At 63.9% G+C, this 22678-nt stretch carries 18 protein-coding genes and 1 tRNA gene; 17 read left to right on the forward strand and 2 right to left on the reverse strand.

All coding sequences use genetic code 11. The features are described from left to right. Positions 1-49: 49 nt before the first annotated feature. From ftsA to AC3LCN_RS01065, 6 genes are all read left to right on the forward strand, one after another. Positions 50-1291: a cell division protein FtsA gene (ftsA, locus tag AC3LCN_RS01040; protein WP_488648236.1), complete on the forward strand. Its 1242-nt coding sequence runs from the start codon at positions 50-52 to the stop codon at positions 1289-1291. Positions 1292-1420: 129 nt separating this feature from the next. Next, the gene (gene ftsZ / locus AC3LCN_RS01045) at positions 1421-2623 is read left to right on the forward strand and encodes a cell division protein FtsZ (protein ID WP_488648237.1); all 1203 of its coding nucleotides are present in this window, start codon (positions 1421-1423) and stop codon (positions 2621-2623) included. A gap of 22 nt (positions 2624-2645) precedes the next feature. Continuing rightward, a complete protein-coding gene (locus AC3LCN_RS01050) occupies positions 2646-3350 on the forward strand; it encodes a YggS family pyridoxal phosphate-dependent enzyme (RefSeq protein ID WP_488648238.1) in 705 nt (234 codons plus the stop codon). 9 nt (positions 3351-3359) lie between these two features. After that, positions 3360-3614 carry a YggT family protein gene (locus tag AC3LCN_RS01055; RefSeq protein ID WP_488648239.1) on the forward strand — a complete coding sequence of 85 codons (255 nt, stop codon included), beginning with the start codon at positions 3360-3362 and terminating at the stop codon, positions 3612-3614. Between the two features lie 28 nt (positions 3615-3642). Next, a tRNA-Val gene (locus tag AC3LCN_RS01060) sits at positions 3643-3719 on the forward strand. A gap of 21 nt (positions 3720-3740) precedes the next feature. After that, positions 3741-4766, forward strand: a complete 1026-nt coding sequence (locus AC3LCN_RS01065; RefSeq protein ID WP_488648240.1) for a nucleoside hydrolase — start codon at positions 3741-3743, stop codon at positions 4764-4766. Between the two features lie 3 nt (positions 4767-4769). Here the strand turns inward: AC3LCN_RS01065 and acnA are convergent, their stop codons facing one another. Next, entirely contained in the window at positions 4770-7466 is a 2697-nt protein-coding gene (acnA, locus tag AC3LCN_RS01070; RefSeq protein ID WP_488648241.1) for an aconitate hydratase AcnA, read from the reverse strand. A 165-nt stretch (positions 7467-7631) separates the two neighbouring features. On the opposite strand from acnA, the gene AC3LCN_RS01075 reads away from it, so the two are divergent. The 5 genes from AC3LCN_RS01075 (at position 7632) to rsmI (ending at position 12785) form a co-directional block, all read left to right on the forward strand. Continuing rightward, positions 7632-8066 carry an NUDIX hydrolase gene (locus AC3LCN_RS01075; RefSeq protein WP_488648242.1) on the forward strand — a complete coding sequence of 145 codons (435 nt, stop codon included), beginning with the start codon at positions 7632-7634 and terminating at the stop codon, positions 8064-8066. Positions 8067-8168: 102 nt separating this feature from the next. Beyond that, positions 8169-10103 (forward strand): ABC transporter substrate-binding protein, encoded by a 1935-nt coding sequence (locus AC3LCN_RS01080; protein WP_488648243.1) that lies wholly within the window; start codon positions 8169-8171, stop codon positions 10101-10103. 6 nt (positions 10104-10109) lie between these two features. Beyond that, a complete protein-coding gene (locus AC3LCN_RS01085; RefSeq protein ID WP_488648244.1) occupies positions 10110-11009 on the forward strand; it encodes a nitrilase-related carbon-nitrogen hydrolase in 900 nt (299 codons plus the stop codon). 8 nt (positions 11010-11017) lie between these two features. Continuing rightward, positions 11018-11881, forward strand: a complete 864-nt coding sequence (locus tag AC3LCN_RS01090; RefSeq protein ID WP_488648245.1) for an NAD+ synthase — start codon at positions 11018-11020, stop codon at positions 11879-11881. Beyond that, on the forward strand, positions 11874-12785 hold the full coding sequence (gene rsmI / locus AC3LCN_RS01095) for a 16S rRNA (cytidine(1402)-2'-O)-methyltransferase (RefSeq protein ID WP_488648246.1): 912 nt from the start codon (positions 11874-11876) through the stop codon (positions 12783-12785). Before AC3LCN_RS01090 ends, rsmI begins: the two co-directional genes overlap by 8 nt. On the opposite strand, the gene AC3LCN_RS01100 is transcribed toward rsmI, so the two are convergent. Further along, a complete protein-coding gene (locus AC3LCN_RS01100; RefSeq protein WP_488648247.1) occupies positions 12782-13177 on the reverse strand; it encodes a single-stranded DNA-binding protein in 396 nt (131 codons plus the stop codon). The genes rsmI and AC3LCN_RS01100 overlap by 4 nt on opposite strands. Positions 13178-13312: 135 nt before the next feature. Here AC3LCN_RS01100 and metG point away from each other — a divergent pair, with 135 nt between their 5' ends. From metG to ligA, 6 genes are all read left to right on the forward strand, one after another. Further along, on the forward strand, positions 13313-14938 hold the full coding sequence (metG, locus tag AC3LCN_RS01105; protein WP_488648248.1) for a methionine--tRNA ligase: 1626 nt from the start codon (positions 13313-13315) through the stop codon (positions 14936-14938). Then, positions 14922-15776, forward strand: a complete 855-nt coding sequence (locus AC3LCN_RS01110; protein ID WP_488648249.1) for a TatD family hydrolase — start codon at positions 14922-14924, stop codon at positions 15774-15776. The genes metG and AC3LCN_RS01110 overlap by 17 nt, the downstream gene beginning before the upstream one ends. 89 nt (positions 15777-15865) lie before the next feature. After that, the gene (gene groES / locus AC3LCN_RS01115) at positions 15866-16165 is read left to right on the forward strand and encodes a co-chaperone GroES (RefSeq protein ID WP_488648250.1); all 300 of its coding nucleotides are present in this window, start codon (positions 15866-15868) and stop codon (positions 16163-16165) included. Positions 16166-16214: 49 nt separating this feature from the next. After that, positions 16215-17840: a chaperonin GroEL gene (gene groL, locus AC3LCN_RS01120; protein ID WP_488648251.1), complete on the forward strand. Its 1626-nt coding sequence runs from the start codon at positions 16215-16217 to the stop codon at positions 17838-17840. 95 nt (positions 17841-17935) lie between these two features. After that, on the forward strand, positions 17936-20575 hold the full coding sequence (locus AC3LCN_RS01125; protein ID WP_488648252.1) for an ATP-dependent helicase: 2640 nt from the start codon (positions 17936-17938) through the stop codon (positions 20573-20575). Further along, the gene (gene ligA / locus AC3LCN_RS01130; protein ID WP_488648253.1) at positions 20572-22677 is read left to right on the forward strand and encodes an NAD-dependent DNA ligase LigA; all 2106 of its coding nucleotides are present in this window, start codon (positions 20572-20574) and stop codon (positions 22675-22677) included. Before AC3LCN_RS01125 ends, ligA begins: the two co-directional genes overlap by 4 nt. Position 22678: the final 1 nt, after the last annotated feature.

Raw genomic sequence — 22678 nt, forward strand, 5'->3', positions numbered from 1 at the left:
CAGGGGTATGATGAGCAAGATGAGCGCACAGTGTGGAGGGGGCAACTAAATGGCAGAAGAGCGCTACACAACGATCGCCGCGATTGATATCGGCACTTCGAAGGTTTCGTGCGCAATTGCGCACATTGGTGGCGAGAATGGCTCCATCAGCGTCATTGGTAAAGGGACCTACGCGAACCAAGGGATGCGCAAGGGAGTTGTCACCGACATCGAAAAGACGGGCGCCGCAATCCGCGCCGCTGTTGACGCCGCCGAGCGCCTCTCCGGATATCACATTGAACACGCCACCATTACGATCTCTGGTGCCCATGTGCTCGGCCAGAACACGAGCGGCCAGGTTGCTGTCGCCAACCCCGATCGTGAGATTCGCGATGACGATGTCGACCGTGTCCTTGAAGTCTGCCGTGCGATCGAGGTGCCAAACTCCCGCATGCTGCTCAACGTGCTTCCCTCGTCGTACATCGTGGATGGCCAAGAGGGGATCCAGCAGCCTCGTGGCATGATCGCCTACCGACTTGAGGCACGTGCCCACCTCATCACCGCGGGCAGCACCGCAGTGCAGAATCTTGAGAAGTGCGTGCAGGCTGCCGGCATCGCCGTTGACGACTACGTCCCCGCCTCACTCGCAGCCGCCGAACTGACGTTGACCGAAACGGAGCGCGAGCTGGGGACAGTCCTCGTTGATATCGGCGCAGAGACCTGCGATATCGCGATCTTCCACCAGAACGCTGTGGTCTATACGGCGGTCCTGCCAATCGGCGGCGCATTCATTACTCGTGACGTGGCGATTGGGCTCAAGACGAGCCTCCTTGCCGCCGAAGAGCTGAAGATGACCTATGGCACCTGCGACCCGCGCACCGCCAGTGACGCGGAGCAATACAACGTTCCCGACGAGCCAGCCGGTCGGCGCATTGGCCGACTCGAGCTCGCCTACATCATCGAGCCACGCATGAGCGAGATCTTTGGTCTGGTCGCTGGCGTGATCGCCAAGGCGGGTCAAGAGGTGACCAGCGCAGGCGTTGTCTTGACCGGCGGCGGGGCGCTGCTTCAAGGCGTCGAGGCTCTTGGGCGTGAGATCCTGAACGCGCCCGTTCGCGTTGCATCGCCAACTGGTCCAATTCTGGGGATCCTCGACGAGTTTCGCGGGCCTGGCCAGGCAGCCGTGCTCGGCCTCTTCTCGTGGGTCGCTCGCGGCCTGGATGAGGCGGGGATTGCCGAGGAGCCAGAAGCAGGATTCGTAGGGCGCCTGTTCGGTGGGGCGCGCAACCTAGTTGGTCGCATTCGGGGGTAACCCAACCCGCCGTGAATTGCGGGCGGGGCGCTGCTACACTTCGCGGGTTCGGCGGGAGGGCGTCGTCTGAACGGGGCTTGCCCCGGGCGGCGCAGAGTCGAGGCAACAGGTCCGGAGGGCATGGAGTCGATGGCAGCGCAAACTGAGAATTTCGCGCTCATTCGTGTCGTCGGTGTCGGCGGCGCAGGGTCCAACGCCGTCAACCGCATGATTCGCGCCGAGCTCCTTGGCGTGGAATTCATCGCCGTGAACACCGATGCCCAGGCGTTGGTGAAGTCTCACGCCCCAACCCGCATCCGTATTGGTGATGGGATCTCTCGTGGCCTCGGCGCCGGCGGCGACTCTGCTGTAGGCGAGCGTGCCGCCCAAGAAGACATTGAAAACCTGCGCGCCGCCCTTGAGGGCTCTGATCTCGTCTTTGTGACCGCCGGAATGGGCGGTGGCACCGGCTCGGGTGCAGCCCCTGTTGTTGCGAAGATCGCCAAGGAGATGGGGGCCCTCACGATCGGCATCGTCACCAAGCCGTTCGTCTTTGAGGGGAAGCGACGTGCCGCAGTTGCTGAGGCGGCCGCCAACGAGCTGCGCAAGCATGTCGACACGCTCATCGTCATTCCAAACGAGCGACTCCTGAGTGTCGTGAGCCGCCAGACCTCGATGGAAGATTCATTCCGCATTGCCGACGATGTGCTTCGCCAGGCGGTCAAGGGCGTCAGCGATGTCATCACGGTGCCCGGAATCATCAACCTCGACTTCGCCGATGTGCGCTCGATCATGCGCGACGCTGGATCCGCACTCATGGGTATCGGTCGTGCCAGCGGCGAGAACCGAGCCACCTCTGCAGCCGAGATCGCCATTGCATCACCACTCCTCGAGGTCGACATTCAGGGCGCTACGGGCGTGCTGATCAACGTTGCCGCTTCGGCCACCGTCACACTCCACGAAGTCAACGAGGCGATCAACCACATCACCGCGCGCGCAGACGACGAGGCGAACATCATCTTCGGTACTTCGCTCGACGAGTCGCTCGGCGATGAGATTCAGATCACCGTGATCGCAACAGGATTCTCAGCGGATCGACAGAGTTCGACCTCCAGCCCGCGCGCCCCATACCGAGCGACCGATAGTGGCGCCTGGAGCCTGCGTGACGACGGCGTCGCCGTGCAGGAGGCTCCGACAGGGAGCCTCACGTACACCCCCACACCTGAGGCGACCCCAGTTGGCCGTGACGAGGCCGACCAGGCACCTCTGCCAGTCGCTCCGCAGCCAGAAGAGGTCGACTTAAGCGATCTTGAAATCCCGGCCTTCCTGCGTTCGCGCAACCGCAACTCCTAGTTGCTGGGGGTAACCCCAGGCGATGCTGAGCGGCGCCGACCTCACCACCCGCTATCGCGAGCTATTGGCGCGCGTGCTCGTCGCCGGTCCTGCCGAACTCATGGTGGTCACGAAGGGTGTTGCCGCTGAGCAGATCGCGGTTGTCGTAGACGCTGGATGCACCCTCTTCGGTGAGAATCGCGTGCAAGAGCTTGAAGCGAAGCGCGCCGCCGTTGCGGCTCTGCGACCCACTGCGAATCTCATTTGGGTGCTGATCGGCCCGCTGCAGTCAAACAAGGCACGACGCGCGATGGAGGCTGCGGACCGCATCGCCACCGTGGGGAGCGTTGACCTTTTGGAGCGCATCGCCGCACTCGCCACCGAGCGAGCCAAGACGATCGAGATCGCGCTCCAAGTGAATGTGGACGAGGATCCGGCCAAATCTGGTTTCACCCCCGAGGGCCTGCGAGCGGCACTTCCCGCCATCGCCGCAACCGTCAAAGGCGCCCCGATCCGCTTGGCCGGGCTCTTCACGGTGGGGAGGTTCACTGCGGGCGGGGAGGCGGCTCGCCCAACCTTCGCCCAATTCCGAACACTCGCAGCAGAAGTCGACGCCAACGCGCAGGCCCTCGGCCTTGCCCTTGGGCCGCTGCGTTCCGCTGGGATGAGCGGCGATTTCGAGGTGGCGATCAGTGAGGGTTCTACCGAGGTGCGGGTGGGGAGCGCGCTCTTTGGCCCGCGCGGGTAGGCTATAAGCATGCCGTTTTCGTTGATCACCGCCGTTGACCTGGTCTTCCAGACCCTTTGGTGGGTGATCTTAGGACGCGTGCTGATCTCGTGGTTTGACCCGGCAGCCAACGGTCGACTCTCGCGCATCCTCTATGACATGAGTGAGCCAATTCTCGCCCCAGCCCGACGCATCCTGCCGACATTCGGTGGCGTGGACTGGTCGCCACTCGCCACCATGATCGTGCTGAACCTACTCCGCGACGTGATCGTCTCGAACCTGTAGGAGCGAACCTAGTAGAATCTGCGCCCGAGGGCGATTAGCTCAGTTGGTTAGAGCGCACGGTTCACATCCGTGAGGTCACTGGTTCGAGTCCAGTATCGCCCACCACCCAAGTTGTATAGTCCGAGCGTGAGCCCACTAACGCCGAATCCGATGCCACTCTCCACGCCGTATCCCGACTCGCCACGTCGCGCGCCACTCGGTACTCGTGCAAAGCCGCTTCCTCTCATCATTGATTGCGACCCCGGGCACGATGATGCCATGGCCATCGCGATCGCCATTGCTCGACCTGAACTGAATCTGCTTGGCGTCACGGTAGTTGCGGGGAACTCAACCCTGCCGAACACCTTCCTGAATACCCGGCGGGTACTCGCGTTGTTGGGCGCCCACGATATGCCTGTTGCGGCCGGTGCTGCCGTGCCGCTTGTGCGACCGCTCTTCACCGCGGCATATGTTCACGGGGAGTCGGGCCTTGAGGGGGCAGACCTTCCAGAACCCGCAGGCCGCTTGCACGAGGCTGGCGCAGTCGATCTGATTGCAACGCTCCTTGCTGCTGCACCAGATCCAGTTGTCTTAGCGCCGCTCGGGCCGCTTACGAATGTTGCCCTGTTCATCCAGGCGCACCATGAGCTGGTATCAAAGATTGCGCATATCTCGTGGATGGGTGGGGCGATCGGCGAAGGGAACGTTACGAGCGCGGCAGAGTTCAACGTCTACGTCGATCCAGATGCTGCCGCTGTCGTATTCGCAAGCGGGATCCCGATCACCATGGTCGGTCTTGATGCCACCCATCTTGCCAAGATGGGGGCCGCCGAGCGGGCGCGCCTTGAGGCGACTGGAAACCGGGCCGGGCGCGTCTTCTCTGATCTGCTTGGCTTCTTTGAGGTGTTTTATCAAGAGCGTTATGGATGGGATTACTGCGCAATCCACGACGCGGTTGCAGTGGCGCACCTGGTAGACCCTGAACTCGTTGCCGTAGTGCACGCCGCCGTTGACATCGAACTCGCTGACCTTCAGCGCGGCAGGACAGTGGTGGATTGGTTCCCCGATCGGCTACGTGATCGTGGACGCGCCGCCTCAGTCGACGTAGCCATAGGGGTTGACTCTGCTCGTTTTGCGGACCTGCTCGTGGATGTGATCGGACAATTCGAGTAGCAGTTAGCTGCTCTTCGCCATCCTTCGCAGCACCGCTGGCAGGATCCCTCCGTTGCGGTAGGTGTTCACCTCGTTGGGGCCGTCGAGGCGCACGAGCGCCGAGAACTCCTTCGCAGAACCGGTTGGTGCATCGGTGCTGTCGACGGGCTGTGCGGTGATTCGAATCTCTGAGCGTGCGGTGCAGCTGCCAATACGGGCGATATCGAAGCGCTCGGTGCCGGTGAGACCCAGTGTCTCGGCGCTCTCGCCAGGCAAGAACTGCATCGGCAGAACGCCCATGCCGATGAGGTTGGAGCGGTGGATGCGCTCGTAGGACTGTGCGATTACGGCGCGTACGCCGAGCATGCGCGTCCCCTTGGCGGCCCAGTCACGCGACGAGCCTGAACCGTACTCCTTCCCAGCGAGGATGATCAGGTCGCACCCTTCGCTCTGGTAGCGCGCGGCAGCATCGGCGACGGCGAGGATCTCGCCCGATGGGTGATGGCGCGTGATTGGGCCCTCCTTGCCGCCGGCGAGTACGTTACGGAGGCGAATGTTGGCGAAGGTGCCGCGCATCATCACCTCGTCGTGGCCGCGTCGTGCGCCGTAGGAGTTGAAGTCGCCAGCGGCGACGCCGTGCTCAATGAGCCAGCGGCCTGCGGGGGAGTCGATGCGGATCGATCCAGCGGGGGAGATGTGGTCGGTCGTCACGGAGTCACTCAAGAGCAGCAGTGCGCGTGCGTCGCTGATGTTGGCAATCGGCTGCGGCTCGGGGGTGATCCCCTCTGTGAACGCTGGTCGCGAGACGTACGTGGAGCTGGCATCCCATGCGTAGGTTTCGCCTGTTGGGCTCGCAAGGTTGCGCCAGCGATCGTCGCCCGCGAAGAGATCCTTGTAACTGCTGCGGTAGAGCGAAGCGTCGGCCGCGGCTGCAACAGCGGTGCCGATCTCGTCATCGCTTGGCCAGAGGTCGCGCAGGAAGACGGGGGTGCCGCTCTTGTTGTTACCGATCGGCTCTTGGGTGAGGTCAAGCGTCACGCGCCCGGCGAGTGCGAGTGCCACCACGAGTGGCGGGGAGGCGAGGTAGGCGGCGCGTACCGATGGGTGAATGCGCCCTTCGAAGTTGCGGTTCCCTGAGAGGACGGCGGCAACGGTGAGGTCACCTGACTCAATGGCGGCAGAGACCCCCGTGTCGAGTGGGCCGGAGTTACCGATACAGGTGGTGCAGCCGTAGCCAGCGACATTGAAGCCGAGTGTCTCTAGTGGTGCAAGGAGCCCCGCGCGTTCGAGATAGGCGGTCACCACCTTGGAGCCTGGCGCCAGGCTCGTCTTCACCCATGCTGGCACCTGCATGCCGCGCGCAACGGCACGCTGGGCGAGGAGGCCGGCGGCGATCATCACCGATGGGTTTGAGGTGTTCGTACATGAGGTGATCGCGGCAATGGCCACCGCGCCATCATGCAGCTCGTAGTTGCCGCTTGTGGCCGCTGCAGTGGCGTGATGTGCACCTGCGCCGGCACGATCCGGGTAGGCGGCGGCGAAGCTCGCCCCGAGATTCGGCAGATCTACGCGATCTTGCGGACGTCTTGGTCCAGCCAACGACGGAACCACCCCGCCAAGATCGACATGAACAATTGCGTCGTAGAGCGGCTCGGCGCCAGCGGTGCGCCACAAGCCCTGCGCCTTGGCGTACGTTTCAACAAGGGCGATGCTCTCGCTACTGCGACCAGTTGTTGTTAGATAGTCGAGGGTGATCTCGTCGATCGGAAAGAGTGTTGTCGTTGCGCCGAACTCTGGCGACATGTTGGCGATCGTTGCGCGATCAGCAAGGGAGATCGCTGCAAGGCCGTCGCCGAACGCTTCAACGTAGGCACCAACCACGCCGTGCCCGCGGAGTCGCTCGGTCACGGTAAGAACGAGATCTGTCGCCGTGGTTCCCGCTGGGAGCCGCCCAGTGAGTCGTAGGCCCACGATGGTGGGGATGGGCGAGAAGAGTGGTTCGCCAAGCAGGACTGCCTCGGCTTCGATGCCACCGACGCCGAAGCCGAGCACGCCGAGGCCCGAGATCATGGTGGTGTGCGAGTCGGTGCCGACGCAGGTGTCAGGGAAGGCGAGTGGCGTACCGTCAACCTCTTCAACGCGAACAACGGTGGCGAGGTTCTCCAGGTTGACCTGGTGCACGATGCCCGCTCCGGGCGGAACGACGCGGAACTTATCGAAGGCACCCTGCGCCCACCGTAGGAGTTGATAACGCTCGGTGTTGCGCTCGTACTCCTTGGCAACGTTCTGCTCGAGTGCCTCGCGCGTTGCCCAGCGATCAACCTGCACCGAGTGGTCGATCACCAGGTCGGCGGGAACCTGCGGATTGATGCGATGCGGATCAATGCCCAGCTCAGCCGCTGCGTTGCGGAGAGCGGCAAGGTCAACGACGGCGGGCACACCGGTGAAGTCCTGCAGCACCACGCGCGCGGGGGAGAAGGGAACCTCTCGCTCATCGCCCGTCGCCGATGCGGCGGCACCTGGCCGCCATGCCAGGTAGGCGTGTAGGTCCTCTGGTTGCACAAAACCGTCGCCAGTGCGCCGGGCGGCACCTTCGATCAGGATCTTCAGTACCAGCGGGAGTTGCCCCCATGGGGTTGCAGGCTGCGGGAGGAGCTCAAGGGCGATGCGGTCAGGGAGGCCTGCACCGAGCGAGCGTCGTGCCGAAAAGTGGTCTGCCACGGGCCCTCCCCTCTATTGCGCGCGGCCGCTGCTGCGTCGCCACACGTGGCATTAGGGTAGCGCCCCCGCGCTTGGGCAGCGCGCCGCCGCTGCGGAGGCTACCATCGGCTCCACTGCGGGTACGGCCCCGGCCGCCCGCCCATCGGTTAGGTGAGGGAGCAGCGCATGGGAGTGACACGCCGCAGCGCAATGTCGGCTGGGGGCCTCGTCATTAGGGGTGTGGGGGGTAGACCAGAGATCGTGATTGGGCGCCGTCGTCGAGAGCGCGACGGCTTCATCTGGTCACTCCCGAAGGGGACCCCTGAAGAGGGTGAGACCCGGGAGGATACGGCGCTTCGCGAGGTGCGCGAAGAGACGGGCCTTGAGGTGCAGATTCTCTCGTATTTTGATGCGATTCACTACTCGTTCACGCGCGGCGGGGAGCGCATCGACAAAACGGTGCACTACTACCTGATGGAAGCGATCGGCGGTTCGTTCGATCAGTGGGATCACGAGTTCGATGAGGTGCGCTGGGTACCGATGGAGGAGGCGATTGCCCTCCTGGACTTTCAAACAGAGTGCGGCCTTGTCGAGCGCGCCTACGCGGCCCTCGCCGCATAGGCGATCCGTGCGGGCGGGTGGCTCCGCCACAAAAGTGCACGGCAAACCCTTATCCTGTGGGGAGATCGGCACCCGCCGATCCACGAGAGTGTGAGAGGGGAGATGCCGATGCATCGAAGCCTGAAGATCCTTGCGGCAGCTCTCTTGGCGGCAACCCTGTTATCCGGCTGCGCGATCATCTCCGGTCGCACCCTGCAGGTTGGAATCGTCGGTGAGCCCGCCGGCCTAGAGCTCGCCTATTCCGACGATGCGTCCGCCCTCGTTGGCTCCATGGTCCACGTTGGCCTTTACCGCGCCGATGCTGCGTTCGCGCCAACCCCAGTGCTCGCCGATGGCGACGCTTCGAGTGCGGCAGGCGGCACGAAGTGGCGCGTCACCCTGCGCTCAGGGCTCACCTTTCACGATGGATCGCCACTTACCACCGATGATGTGATCTTTAGCTATGAACTTGCAGCCTCCACGCGCTGTCCGCTTGTGAGCGACATTTGCGCCGTGGTTGGGAATCACCTGGCCTCAGTGGAGGCGGGGGCCGATGGTGCGCTCACGTTCACCTTGAAGTCGCCTTGGGCACCCTGGCAGACGCGCGGACTCACCATCCCCATCCTCCCCAAGGCCACCCTCACCGCATCACTGGCACGACTCCAAGCCAAGGTGCAAACGGCAGATCGCAATGCGGTCTCCCTGACCCGCGAGAACATTGCCGCCGATATTGACGGCGGCGGATGCGCCGCCTCGGGGGGGGCAAACTGCACTTATGCATCGCGCGTTACCGAGTTGGAGCGCACCCTTGCCGACGCTGGCCTCGATCTGCCAGACCCACGCGGCTATCCGCAACTCAGCAGCGCTGGCGAGCCGACGGGGAGCCGCGACGACGAACAGTACGCACGAGCGCTCTACGTGCGGCTGGCTGCGCTGGAGGGACTCCTCCTCGCACCAACTGAGGGGCAACTCGGCGCCGCGTTCCCACTTCTTGACGTACAGAGCTCACCTGTCGGCGCGGGACCGTACGAATTCGTGGAGCGCGTGCCCGGTGCCTTCGTGCAGCTCGCCGCTTTCAAGGGGTTCGCCCTTGGCGCGCCGCCCATGTCGGGCATGACACTGACGGTCTTCGCATCGCCCGCCGGTGTGGTGAAGGCCTTTCAGGGGAGCTCGATTGATTGGGCCCCTGACCTTCGAGCCGCAGATGTAGCTGGCCTGAACGTCAGCGACGATGCCACGCTGCTCCATACAGCGTCGCTCCGCGGCTACAACTACCTTGCGTTCAACACACGAGAAGGGCGCCTCTTCGCCAGCAGCGTTACCCGCCGAGCCCTCGCCTCGTGCGTCGACCTGCCAGCAATCATCACAGGCGCAACAGATGAGACAGGGATCAAGATCTCTAGCACCGTGGCGCCTACCTCGTGGGCGGCTGAGAACCCTGCCGCAGCAGAGGCCACGCGCGATGTTCCTGGTGCGCGCGCCGCACTTATCGCCGATGGATGGGTCGCAGGTCAGGATGGAGTCTTCGCTCGCGGTGGTACGCGACTTGAGGCGGAAATCATCGTTCGTGAGGGTCAGGTTATGCGAACCCGTGCGGCCCAACTGATCGTTGACCAGGTTGCTGAGTGCGGTATCGCACTCACCGTCGCCGAACTTCCGTTCACCACGGACATCGCGCCAAGGCTGCGCTACCCAAACGACTTTGATCTTTATCTCGGCGCGTGGCAGTGGAGCCTTGATCCCGATGACTCGGATATCTTCGCCTCCAGCGCCTGCCCAACCGAAGGGGCACCTGCTGGGAAGAACTTCGTGTGCTGGTCGAGCTCGGGCGTCGATCAGCTCCTGGCCCAAGGATTATCAGCTGGGAGCGTTAGCGCTCGCGTTGGTATCTACGCCACCCTTCAAGCGCTTCGACGGAGTGAGCGACCGTATCTCCTCCTCTGGGGGGATCCCTCTTATGCGCTGCTTCGGAACCGCTTCACCTGGGCGACTAAAACAGCAGATGTGCAAAGCCCGTTATACGCGTGGGCAATCCAGACGTGGGACTTGCAAAAGTAGCAGCCGATGAGACGCAGAGTGCTCGCCCTCGCGCAAATTGCCCCAGCGCTTGGTGACCTCGTGCACAACTTCGCCGTGCATCAAGCGAAAATCGCAGAGGGCCGTGCGGAGGGCGCCGACATTGTGATCTTCCCTGAGCTCAGCCTTACCGGGTATCAACTGCAAGACCTCGCACCTGAGGTTGCGATGCGACGCAGCGATCCGCGACTGCAGGAGCTGGCGGCGCTGACGAGCGGCGGCCCCTCTGCGGTTGTCTCATTTGTTGAGTCGACCGATGACCATCGACTCTTCGCCGCCGCCGCCCTACTAGAGGGTGGTGAGGTGCGACATGTGGCGCGCAAGTGCTATCTACCAACGTACGGACTCTTTGATGAGCGGCGTTTCCTCGCGGCGGGCGACGCAATCCGCGCGACCCGGGTGACCCTTGGTGGATCAGCGGTTCAGGGCGATGTCGGAATCGGCATCGGCGTCTGCGAGGACTTCTGGCATCCAACGCTGCCGTCAATCCTTGCGCAGGACGGAGCCGAGCTCCTCATCAACGTGGCGGCGGGGCCAGCGCGCGGTGCGAGCGTGGATGCCGATCAGGGGCTCGGCTCCGCAGCATCCTGGGGCACCCTGCTTCGTGCGACCGCGGCGCTCACGACCTCCTATGTTGCCTTCACCAACCGGGTCGGCGTCGACGAGTCACTTATCTTCTGGGGTGGCTCGCGCGTGATCGGGCCCGACGGTGTCGTGCTCGCAGAGGCGCCGCTCTTCGAAGAGGCGCTCCTCTTGGCCGAGATCGATCTTGACGAGGTGGCACGCGCCCGCAGCGCACTCCCACTCCTGCGTGATGAGCGTCTGGAGCTGACGCGCCGCGAATACGACCGCATCATCGCCACCCGCGCCGGCCTCGAGGAGGCATAGGCAACCTAATGAGAGGCGAGAGCGGTAGTGCACCTCACGACGAACTCGCGATTGACCCCGAAATGGTCGCGGCCATGTGCCGCTCCTTCATCACCTCGCACGTGGCGAGCACCGGCGCCGAGCGAGTTCTCCTCGGCCTCTCCGGCGGCATTGATTCCGCGCTGGTTGCCTACCTGACCGCCGCAGCCATCGGCGCAGATCGTCTGGTGGCTGTGCTGATGCCAACCGCGGCGTCATCGCCCAACTCGAGGGCTGATGCGGAGGCGATCGTGAGCGACCTCGGCTGCCAGAGCGAACTGATCTCGATTGAGGCTCCGTTGGCGGCACTCATCGCGAACCTGCCCGCGGGCGAGAGCGTAACCCCAGTGCGTCGGGGGAATATAGCGGCGCGATTGCGAATGATCACGCTGTATGACCGCTCCGCCGTGCACCGTGGGGTAGTGGTCGGCACGGGGAACAAGAGCGAGATGCTGATCGGCTACTCCACGATCTTCGGCGATGCCGCCTCGGCATTCAACCCAATCGGCGATCTGTACAAGGCGCAGGTGCGCGAGCTATCACGCCACCTCGGCGTACCGACGCAGATCATTGAGAAGGCACCGAGCGCCGATCTTTGGCCGGGTCAGACCGACGAGGGTGAGGGTGGATTTGATTACCCAACCCTTGATCGCGTGCTCTACCGCATCGTTGACCGTCGCCTTCCGCTTGAGGACGTGATTGCGGAGGGCTTTGATCGCGAATTTGTCTTACGGGTGAGTGAGATGATTCGTCAATCGGAGTTCAAGCGCCAGATGCCGCCAATCGCAAAGGTTGGGGGGCGGAGCAGTGGGAGCGACTATCTCTACCCTCGGCGGCGCCCGAAGATTGACTGACGACCTGCGCGGCGGCGGCGCAACGCTTGGGGCGTTGCATATCGTCTCCACCCCGATCGGTAATCTCGCCGATCTCACGCCGCGCGCAGCGGCAGTGCTTCGCGAGGTTGGACTGATCGTTGCCGAAGACACGCGTGTCTCTCGCCCGCTCCTCGCTAGCATTGGCGTCCAGACAGAGGTGACGGCCCTTCCAGGTTTTGATGAGGCCGACCGAGTTGCGCCGATCATCGCCCGGCTGCAGTCTGGCACCGCTGTCGCGCTCATCAGCGACGCTGGCACGCCACTAATTAGTGACCCAGGGGGAACGCTCGTTGCCGCTGCCGTCGCTGCAGGGATCCGCGTGATCCCTATCCCCGGCGCATCCGCACTACTCGCGGCGGTCGTCGCAGTGGGCGTCACCTCCCCACGCTGGTCATTTGAAGGTTTCCTGCCGCGCAGTGGCGTTGACCGCACGAAGGTACTCGGTGCGATTGCGGCTGATGAGCGCGGCACCGTGATCTATGAAGCGGGGCCGCGTGTGGCCGCGACACTGGTCGATCTGGCGCGCGTGTGCGGCGACGACCGCGTGGGAGCAATCTGTCGAGAGCTCACCAAGTTGCATGAGGAGATTCGCCGTGGCACCCTCGGCGAGCTCGCAGCGGCGGTGAGCGCTGGAGAGATTGATGCGCGCGGTGAGTTCGTCATAGTTGTCGGTGCGCAGGCGGCTGCGGATCTACTTAGCACCAATGATCCCGAGGGCCCTTATGCGGCAGCACTCGAACTTGTGGGGCGCGCTGTGAAGGCGGGTGAGTCGCGCAGCGCGGCGATCCGACGTATCGCCACTCTGTGGGGGCTTGAGCGTCGACGCCTCTGGAACCTCGCCCATGACGACGCGGCGCCAGAGAGCGTCGACGACGAGCGCTAGGCGCGAACTGGCGCGATCTCCTCGCCGTACTCGGCCTCACCGAGATCAGTCGGCTCTGACCCTTGTGCCACCGGGTCACCGGACTGCGGCTTTGGACCGAGGAATTCCAGGCGATTAACGATCACCTCGGTCATCCAGCGGCGCGACCCTTCGCTCTCCCACTCGTGGGTCTTAAGGCGGCCGTCGATGCTCACCAGCGAGCCGGCCTGCAGATGGGCGGCGGCAATCTCAGCGAGCTTCTCCCAGAAGACGAGGCGATGGAACTCCGTGCGCTCCTCGCCGCCGCGGAAGTCATGGGTTGCGACGCTCCCCACCGCGACCTTGGAGCCTGAGGGGAGCGTTTTCAATTCGACGGGCTTGGTGATCCTGCCAGCGAGCATGACCTTGTTCATTGCGCCTCCTTGTGCGGCGGCGGCCCGGATCACGTGACCCGCAGGAGCCGTACGCCTGCTCTGGCACCCTCCCACGGTGCGGATACTGCGGGCGTATCGCGCTGGGGTCGCGCTCTTCTGCGACAATCGCCGACGATGCGGTACTTCCTAACAACGGCCATCGCGTATGCCAATAACAAGCCTGGCCTGCACACGCTCTATGAGGTGATCGGCGCCGATGCCATCGCCCGTTGGCGCCGCATGCGCGGCGACGAGGTGCGCTTCCTGACGGGCACGGACGAGTACTCGGTCAACATCGCCGCCCGCGCCGCAGAAGAGGGGGTGACACCGAAGGCCTTCGTTGACGCCAAGGTTGCCCTCTTCCAGGCGAGCGAGGCGCAGCTGCTGATTAGCCCCGACCGATTCATTCGCACCACCGACGCCGACCACACCCTCGCCGCGCAGGAGATGGTCCGACGCTCGTTTGCCGCAGGAGATATCTACGTCGGCAGCTATGAAGGCTGGTACTGCCCGAACGAAGGGTTCCGCAACGCCGATGACGTGGTGAAGGAGGGCGACAAGACCGTCTGCCCCAACCATCCAGGCATCCCGCTGCAGTGGCTCACCGAGCGCAACTGGTTCTTTAAACTCAGCGCCTACCAGGAGCGTCTTGAGGCCTGGTTGACGCAGGATCCATCGCCAGTTCAGCCCGAATATCGTCGCAACGAGATGCTCGGCTTCGTGCGACAGGGGCTGGAAGATTTCTCGATTAGCCGCGAAGGGGCAACGTGGGGGATCCCATTCCCAATCTACGAAGATGGGAGTAGCGCACTGAGCGCGACTGGCGAAGGCGATCCAACGGCGGGGACCATCTACGTCTGGTACGACGCGCTGATCAACTACCTCACTGGTGCTGGCTTCCCGGCGGAGCCTGCTGGGTCGCCATGGTGGCCGGCCGATCTACACATTATCGGCAAGGACATCAATCGATTCCACTCCGTGTTCTGGCCGGCGATGTTGTGGAGCGCCGGGCTTGAGGCGCCGAAGAAGATCTGGGTGCACGGTTGGCTCCTCTCCAGCGGCGAGCGCATGAGCAAGAGCCGCGGCAACTTCCTCGATCCAGATGATGCGGTCGCTGCACTTGGCGCTGACGGGGCACGCTTCGTTGCGCTGCGCGAGGTGCCCTTTGATCGCGACGGCGACGTGAGCTGGGACTCCATCATTCGTCGCTACAACTCCGAACTCGCCAATGATTTTGGGAACTTAGTCAATCGCGCGACGACGCTGGCGAGCCGCGCCTTCACCGATGCGCCGCTCCCGCGCCCGGCTGCCGCATCAACCCTCGGTGCTGCTTGGGAGGAGACGCGACGCGAGGCGATCGCGGCGCTCGAGCGCAATGCACTGCATGAGTGGCTCGGTGCGCTCTGGGGCTTCGTCGGCGTGGCAAACAAGTTCGTCGATACCGAAAAGCCGTGGGAGCTCGCGAAGGCAGCAAAGCTGGGTGACGCCGCCGCTGAGGAGAAACTCCGCGGCGTGCTTGGCGATCTACTCGAGTCGTGTCGCCTTATCTCCCTCTATGCAGGGCCGGTGATGCCCTCTATCGCCGCAAAGATCTGGACGCTGCTTGGTCGCAGCTGGCCGTACGACGCGAACGGGCACAACGGTCCGTCGCTCGATGAGATCGGCGCCTGGGGGGCACTAGGCGCGACTGGACCACTCGGCGCACCAGAGCCACTCTTCCCACGACTAGAGGCTGATGCGCTCGATGCCGCTGCTGACTGACGCACACGGGCACTTGCAGGCCGATCGCTTTAACGATGACTACCAGCAGGTATCTGAGCGCGCACGCGATGCGGGAGTGGTCCGACTCCTGATTCCGTCGTACGGCATCGAGAGCTCTGTGGGTGCCTTTCGGATCGCTCCAGATCTGCCGTGGGCAGATCTTGCGATTGGCATTCATCCGTACACCGCCGTTACCGATGCTCCAGGGCGAGCAGCGCTGCTCGCGCGGGCGACCGACCCTCGCGTGGTGGCCATTGGCGAGACTGGTCTCGACACGAAGCGTGACTTCGCGCCGCTCGCGGATCAGATCGAAAACCTCGAGGCGCACATCGATGCTGCAGCGGCACTGGGCAAGCCGCTGATCCTGCACTGCCGATCGCTCGGTGATGGTGACGAGGCACAGCGCGAGCTCCTGGCAACGCTCAAGCGCTCAGCGATCGGCGCGCCTGGTGGCGTGACGGCGTTCGGTGGTCGCGCTCCATTTGTTTTGCACAGCGCCTCAGGGAGCGCCGCCTATGTAGAGGAGGCACTCGCGCTTGGCGGGGCCATCTCCATCTCGGGGCTCGCCTTCCGCCCCGAGGAGTCGGCGACGGGGGAGTGGGTCACGCTGATCCCACGCGATCGACTTCTGACCGAAACCGACGCGCCGTGGCTGACCATGCCGGGGGCACCAGATCCGCACCGCAATGAGCCGGCGAACGTTGCCCTGACGTTGGCGTGGATCGCGGAGCGTCGCGGCGAGCCGATTGAGCCGCTCGCTCGTGCCATTGCGGAGAACTTCGACCGCATTTTTCCACGCGGGAGCGGCGCTCCTCCACGCTTGGAGTTGGCACTCTAAGCCCTCGAGTGCTAACATCTCCGCACGTGCCTCGCGCGCAGGCACAAGTGTTCAGGGGCGGCACACCCGCCCACAAGGAGGTTCTACCGATGGCCAAGAAGGCAGCACTCCGACCCCTCGGCGACCGCGTCGTCGTGAAGCCAGTCCCCCGCGATGAGAAGACTGCCAGCGGCATCATCCTGCCCGACACGGTGCAGGAGAAGCCACAGGAGGGCGAAGTCGTCGCTGTTGGACCAGGCCGCATTCTTGATGACGGGAAGCGCGAGCCGATTGACGTGATGGTGGGCGACCGCGTCCTGCACGCAAAGTATGCCGGCACCGAATTCAAGATCGATGGCGATGAGTTCCTCATCGTTGGCGCCAAGGACATCTTGGCCGTCATCGACTAATTCCACGAAGGCCCAAGTAACCCAACGTAGATAGAGAAGGAGAGACCCAATGGCAAAGCAGGTGGTATTTGATGAGGCGGCACGACGAGCGCTCAAGCGCGGCATCGACAAGCTCGCCGACACGGTCAAGGTCACGATCGGCCCGAAGGGTCGCAACGTGGTGCTCGACAAGAAGTTTGGCGCACCAACCATCACCAACGACGGCGTCACGATTGCACGTGACATTGAGTTGGAAGATCACTTCGAGAACATGGGCGCGCAGCTTCTAAAGGAAGTCGCAACGAAGACAGACGATGTGGCTGGTGACGGCACCACCACCGCCGTCGTGCTTGGACAGGCGCTCGTCACTGAGGGCCTGCGTAACGTTGCCGCCGGTGCAAACCCGATGGTAATCAAGCGCGGTCTCGACAAGGCGGTCGCCGCCGTTGTGGCCGAGATCAAGGCACAATCACGCAAGGTCGAGACGCGCGAGCAGATCGCTGCCGTCGCCTCGATCTCTGCCGCTGATCCAAGCGTCGGCGAGCTGATCGCCGAAGTGATGGAGAAGGTCGGCAAGGACGGCGTGATCACCGTGGAAGAGGGGCAGTCACTCGGACTCGACAAGGAGTACACCGAGGGGATGCAGTTCGACCGCGGGTACATCTCTGCCTACTTCGTGACGAACTCGGATCGCATGGAGGCACAGCTCGACAATCCAGCGATCCTCATTACCGACAAGAAGATTTCGGCCGTTGCCGATGCACTCCCAGCCCTTGAGAAGGCGGTCGGCACCGGTCGACCACTCCTGATCATCGCTGAGGATGTTGACGGTGAGGCACTCGCCACGCTCGTGGTGAACAAGATTCGCGGCACCGTACAGGTGCTTGCAGTGAAGGCGCCAGGCTTCGGCGACCGACGCAAGGAGATGCTCCGCGACATCGCGGTGCTGACCGGCGGAACGGTGATCTCGGAAGAGGTTGGCCGCAAGCTCGACAGCGTGACGGCCGAGGACCTCGGCACCGCACGACGCGTCGTCGCAACAAAGGACAACTCGACCATCGTCGATGGTGCGGGGAAGCCTGCCGAGATCAAGGCGCGCATGGCGCAGATCAAGGCGCAGGTTGAGGAGACCACGTCGGACTACGACAAGGAGAAGCTCCAGGAGCGCCTCGCCAAGCTTTCGGGCGGCGTCGCAGTGATCAAGGTTGGCGCCGCCACCGAGGTCGAGCTCAAGGAGAAGAAGCACCGCATCGAGGATGCTCTCTCAACGACCCGCGCGGCCGTTGAAGAGGGAATCGTCGCCGGTGGTGGCACCACGCTCCTGCAGGCGCGCGGTGCGCTCGACAAGATCAAGCTCGAGGGTGACGAGCAGGTCGGGGTGGACATCGTCCGCCGCGCCCTTGAAGCTCCAGCCCGTCAGATCGCAGAGAACGCCGGCGCCCGTGGCGACGTCGTGATCGAGGCAATCCTGAAGGCGAAGAAGGGGACCGGCTACGACGCGTCGACCGACACGATGGTCGACATGTTCGAGAAGGGGATCGTTGACGCCGCGAAGGTGACACGATCTGCCCTGCAGAACGCCGCGTCGGTTGCCGCGATGGTGCTCACGACCGAGGCGGTCGTCAGCGACATCCCAGAGAAGAAGGAGTCTGGCGCGCCAGGTGGCCACGCCCACGGCGGCGAGATGGACTTCTAGCACCTACCTCGCACCTAGTGAAGAGGACTCTCGGCGGGGCCGAGGGTCCTCTTCGTTTTTCGTGGGCGGAGGGTGGCGGGCGGTAGAATACTCGGGTGAACCTCCCCCTTGATCCCACGGGTGAACCATCGCCGGCGGAGCGTTCCCTCCCGCGTCGCGCCCAGCTGACGGGGGCCGCCCTCAGCGCCGTTCAGGAGCGGATCCTTGCCCCGCTGAACGAGGCGCAGCGACGCGCGGTAACGACAACTGCGGGCCCACTGCTGGTGCTCGCAGGCGCCGGCTCAGGGAAGACGCGGGTGATCACGCACCGCATCGCCTGGCTGATCCAGCACGAGGGCGTCGCCCCGTGGAAGATCCTTGCGGTGACCTTTACGAATAAGGCCGCCGCCGAGATGCGCGATCGCCTCCACGAGATGATAGGTGAGGCGGCGCGCGATGTGGCGATGGGCACCTTCCACAGCCTCTGCGCCCGCATGTTGCGTCGCGACGGCGAGGCGATCGGGCTGCCGAAGGGCTTCACGATCTACGACGCCGACGATCAGGCGCGGGTGATCAAGGGGTTCCTCAAAGAGGATGACCTCCCCGCAACCGGCGAGACGAAGCCGAGCCTGATCCTTGGCGCAATCAGCCGCGCCAAGAATGACGGCCTCAACGCTGACCAGATGGAGGATCGTGCGATCACCCATCACGAGCGCCTCGTCGCCCGATTTGCGCGTCGCTATGCCGCCGAGCTGAAGCGCCTCGACGCTGTCGACTTTGATGACCTGCTCCTCGAAGGGCTGCGCCTGCTGCAGGAGGCACCCGCCGTGGCCGATCGCTATCGAGCGAAGTGGGAGTACCTGCACGTTGATGAGTACCAGGACACCAACCGCATCCAATACACCTGGGTTCGCGAGCTTGCGGCTAAACACGGGAACCTCTGTGTGGTGGGAGACGACGATCAATCCATCTACAGCTGGCGCGGGGCTGACATTCGCAACATTCTCGACTTTGAACGTGACTGGCCAACGGCTGAAGTTGTTCCACTTGAGCAGAACTATCGCTCAACGCAAACAATCCTCGATGCAGCACACGGCGTCGTCTCGAACAACGAGGGTCGCAAGAAGAAGAAACTCTGGACCGATCTTGAGGGTGGTGATCAGATCACCGTCTATGGCGCGTTTGATCCCGAAGATGAGGCGGCCTGGATCGTTCGGCGCATTGAAGAGGCTTCCGCCGTGGTGACCGGTCGTCGCGCGGATGCACCAGAGCCCGACAGCCTGAACGGCATCGCCATCCTGTATCGCACCAATGCACAGTCGCGCGCAATTGAAGAGGCACTCCTGCGCTCGAGCATTCCGTATCAGCTGATCGGCGGCACACGCTTCTACCAGCGCCGCGAGGTGAAGGATGCACTCGCCTGGCTCCGCGTGCTGCGCAGCGACACTGACCGAATCTCGTATGAGCGCATTCTCAATGTGCCACCACGGGGAATCGGTGATAGGACGATAGAACTGCTGCGCGCCGCTGCGGCGCCGAGCATCAGTGCGCCCGACGGAACCCCCTACGGACACGTCATCGCTGCCGCTGGGCGAGGCGAAGTGGCTGGTGTGAACACACGCGCACGGAACTCCCTTGCGGGCATCGCCGATGTGATCAGCCGACTACGCGATCGCATTGCCGCCGTAACGCTGCCGGAACTGCTGGATGGGGTTTATTCGGAGTCCGGCCTGCGTGCGCATCTCGCCTCGGAGGGTGTAGAGGGGGAGGAGCGTTGGGCGAACCTTCTTGAGCTCCGCGGCATCTCGGGGCGATTCATGGAGCTCGCCCCACTCGACGCACTCGACCGTTTCGTGGAGGACACGGCGCTGGTCGCCGATCAGGATGCCTTTGATGGCGATGCGGAACGCGTGACGCTGATCACCCTGCACGCGGCGAAGGGCCTCGAGTGGCCAACCGTCTTTATCTCTGGGTTGACCGAAGGGCTCTTCCCGCACAGTCGTTCTCTTATGGACCAGGAGCAGATGGAGGAGGAGCGGCGCCTCTGCTACGTCGGCATCACCCGCGCAAAGCGTCGCCTCAATCTCTCGTACGCCCTCCGTCGCGGATGGGGTGATGGCGACGGTGCGCCGTCGCGCTTTCTCGCGGAGATCCCGGAGGAGCTGCTCGATGTGGCAAACGACGACGACCCACGTGCCGACGGCGAGACGCGGTTCGGCCGTGGCTTCCGCTCGGCGCGTGCAGGATTCGCTGGCGGCGAGGCGTGGCGCGAGGGGAGCGGCACACCGGGTGCGCCGAGCGGCGCATTCCGCCCTGGGCGCGACCTAGAGGCGCGGCGGCGTGCCTACAGCGCTGGTGCGCGCTCCGGCTCGCTTCGCGTGCCCGATACCGATGGGATTGACGATGCGCCGGATGACGACGAATTCATTGGCGAGGCGCCTGAGCTGCTTCAGCCGGTCGGTCGGATTCCCCCGTGGGCGGCAACGGGTCGTGGCGCAGCAAGTGCTCCACCGCAGGCGGCTGGCATGCCGGTGCTCCCGCCACTGCGGCCACGCGTCGCTGCGCCAGTTCGCGTGCGGATCCCGGGTGAGCGCTACTTCCGTGATGGTGACCGCGTGCTGCACGGGACGTTCGGCGAGGGGATCGTCGTCACGTCGAAGTTGACCCGTCACGATGAGGAGGTCACGATCGCCTTCGCCGGGTCCGGAGTGAAGACGCTTGCGGCAAGCATTGCGAACCTGGAGGTGCAGGGATGAGCGGCAAGGTACCCGCGCCAGCAGCACGCTACTGCGAACTCGTTGCGGCCATTGATGAGGCGGATCGTCGCTACTACGTTGAGGATGCGCCAACGATCGCAGACGCAGAATACGACGCGCTGCGCGTTGAGCTCAACGCCCTCGAGATGGCACATCCCGAGCTCGTTACGCCAGACTCGCCATCGCAGCGTGTTGGGGCGAGTGCGGATGATCGGGTGGAGTTGGCCGTGAAGCTGACCGAGGTACGTCACGAGCGCCCGATGCTGAGCCTCTCGAACGCCTTCTCGCCCGAAGGGGTCGCCGACTTCGCTGCCAGCGCGGCGAAGGGACTCGGCGGACGTGAGCCCGAGCTCGTCGCTGAACTAAAGATCGATGGACTTGCGATCAGCCTCATTTATGAGCGCGGCGCCCTCGTGCGTGCCGCAACCCGCGGAGACGGCACCACCGGAGAAGATGTCACGGCGAACGTGCGGACGATTCGGGCGATTCCTGCAACGCTTAAGAAGCCAGTGAGCTGCGAAGTCCGCGGTGAGATCTACATGCCTAAGTCGTCATTCGCCGCGCTGAATGCGGAGCGGGCTGCCGCCGATCTCCCTCTGTATGCTAATCCGCGCAACTCAGCTGCTGGATCACTCCGGCAGAAAGATGCTGCGATCACGGCCAAGCGCAATCTCTCGTTCTTCGCCTATCAGCTCTTCGAAGAGCCAGCTTCATCCGCGCAGAGTGCAGCGCTCCGCCGGCTCCATGAGTTTGGCTTCCCCACCGAGCAGAACGCCCGCGCTGGCCTTACTGGAGCGAGTGCCGCATCGTTCCTCGCTGAGTGGGTGGAGAAGCGCCGCACCCTGGAGTACGAGACGGATGGGGCAGTACTTAAGGTCGATGCGGTTGCCGACCAGGAACAGCTCGGCTACATCGCGCGCTCACCAAAGTGGGCGATCGCCTACAAGTTCCCGCCGGAGCAGGTAACGGCGCGACTCCTCGGCATCAGTGTGGAGGTGGGGCGCACCGGTTATCTGACTCCAGTGGCGGAGATGGAGCCTGTCCTGGTTGCCGGATCAACCGTGCGTCGAGCCACGTTGCACAACATCGATGAGATTCGCCGCAAGGATGTTCGCGTTGGGGACATTGTGGTACTGCAAAAGGCGGGCGATGTAATCCCTGAGGTGGTGCGGGGGCTTGCTGAGCGCCGGACCTCGCCTCTACCAGAGTTCACCATGCCAACGCACTGTCCATCCTGCAACGCTGCGGTGGTTCGAGACGAGGTGCGCCATCGCTGTCCGAACCGCGCCTGCCCAGCGCAGAATTTCGAAACGCTGCGCTATGCAGTTGGTCGTGGCGCGCTCGATCTTGAGGGCGTCGGCGAGAAGCTGCTTGCGCAACTCGTGGAGCGTGGCGTGGTTCGCCGCATTGGCGATCTCTATCGCTTGACCGCCGAACAGCTCGATGGGCTGGACCGCATGGGGAGTTTGAGTGACGGGTCTCGCCGCGAGGGGCCGAATCGCATCAGCAACGTTCTCGGCACGATCGAAGCGCGACGAAGCCGAGAGCTGTGGCGTGTTCTGGTTGCGCTTGGCATTCGCCATGTTGGTGAGGCGACGGCGAAGGATCTCGCAGCGGAACTCCAGCGCCGCGTCCCCCCAATTAGTGGGTCAGCGTGGGGTCGCGCCGTGCTCGCCGCCCTGCGCTCCATGTCTGCCGAGGAGTTCACCGCAATCCCAGGCGTCGGAGCGGTTGTCGCAGAGAGCATCGCCTCCGCGTTCACCACAGGCTTAGCGGGCGAATCACTCGAAGACCTGTTTGACGCCGGGCTCGTCGCCCACCCCGCCGCGGTCGCGCCAACCGTGACGGGCGGTCCGCTCGCAGGCGAGGTGGTGGTCGTAACGGGAACCCTCACGGCGACAGGCTGGAGCCGTCGCGAGGCGCAGGATCGGATCGAGTCGGCGGGGGGTACGGTTGCCGATGCGGTGACTGCAAAGACGACGCTGCTCGTGGCAGGGGAGAAGGCGGGCTCCAAGCGCGCCGCTGCTGAGAAGCTCGGCATTCGGATCGTTGATGAGGTGGGATTCGTCGCGCTCCTAGGGGTTGAGCCGTCGGGCGGGTAGG

Origin of the sequence: Candidatus Limnocylindrus sp., from assembly GCF_040397215.1 — a bacterium.
Classification (GTDB): domain Bacteria; phylum Chloroflexota; class Limnocylindria; order Limnocylindrales; family Limnocylindraceae; genus Limnocylindrus.